The sequence below is a fragment of the Zhongshania aliphaticivorans genome (assembly GCF_902705855.1).
GTDB lineage: Bacteria > Pseudomonadota > Gammaproteobacteria > Pseudomonadales > Spongiibacteraceae > Spongiibacter > Spongiibacter aliphaticivorans_B.
On the sequence record NZ_CACSIJ010000009.1, the window covers coordinates 1 to 1,233 of the forward strand.

The 1,233-nt window shown below is 55.5% G+C and carries 1 protein-coding gene; it reads left to right on the plus strand.

Going from position 1 to position 1,233, the window contains the following annotated elements; all coding sequences use genetic code 11:
- The first annotated feature begins 101 nt into the window (after window positions 1-101).
- Window positions 102-914 (plus strand): NDM family subclass B1 metallo-beta-lactamase, encoded by an 813-nt coding sequence (blaNDM, locus tag GVJ32_RS04465; RefSeq protein WP_159238865.1) that lies wholly within the window; start codon window positions 102-104, stop codon window positions 912-914.
- The last annotated feature ends 319 nt before the right edge of the window (window positions 915-1,233 follow it).

Genomic DNA, 1,233 nt, shown 5'->3' on the forward strand with positions numbered 1-1,233 from the left:
GAACCCCTATTTGTTTATTTTTCTAAATACATTCAAATATGTATCCGCTCATGAGACAATAACCCTGATAAATGCTTCAATAATATTGAAAAAGGAAGCCCATGGAATTGCCTAAGATTATACTCCCTGTCACAAAACTGAGCACCGCATTAGCCGCTGCATTGATGCTGAGCGGGTGCATGCCCCCTGAAATCCGCCCGACGATGGGCCAGCAAATGGAANCTGGCGACCAACGGTTTGGCGATCTGGTTTTCCGCCAGCTCGCACCGAATGTCTGGCAGCACACTTCCTATCTCGACNTGCCGGGTNTTGGGGCAGTCGCGTCCAACGGCTTGATCGTCAGAGATGGCGGTCGCGTGCTGGTGGTCGATACCGCCTGGACCGATGACCAGACTGCCCAGATCCTCAACTGGATCAAGCAGGAGATCAACCTGCCGGTCGCGCTGGCGGTGGTGACCCACGCGCATCAGGACAAGATGGGCGGTATGGACGCGCTGCATGCGGCGGGGATTGCGACTTATGCCAATGCGTTGTCGAACCAGCTTGCCCCGCAAGAGGGACTGGTTGCAGCGCAACACAGCCTGACTTTCGCCGCCAANGGCTGGGTCGAACCAGAAACCGCGCCCAACTTTGGCCCGCTCAAGGTGTTTTACCCCGGCCCCGGCCACACCAGTGACAATATCACCGTTGGGATCGACGGCACCGACATCGCTTTTGGTGGCTGNCTGATCAAGGACGGCAAGGCCAAGTCGCTCGGCAATCTCGGTGATGCCGACNCTGAGCACTACGCCGCGTCAGCGCGCGCGTTTGGTGCGGCGTTCCCCAAGGCCAGCATGATCGTGATGAGCCACTCCGCCCCCGATAGCCGCGCCGCAATCACTCATACGGTCCGCATGGCCGACGAGCTGCGCTGAAAGCTTGTCACCAAGTTTACTCATATATACTTTAGATTGATTTAAAACTTCATTTTTAATTTAAAAGGATCTAGGTGAAGATCCTTTTTCTTAAGGAGCAAAAGGCCAGCAAAAGGCCAGGAACCGTAAAAAGGCCGCGTTGCTGGCGTTTTTCCATAGGCTCCGCCCCCCTGACGAGCATCACAAAAATCGACGCTCAAGTCAGAGGTGGCGAAACCCGACAGGACTATAAAGATACCAGGCGTTTCCCCCTGGAAGCTCCCTCGTGCGCTCTCCTGTTCCGACCCTGCCGCTTACCGGATACCTGTCCGCCTTTCTC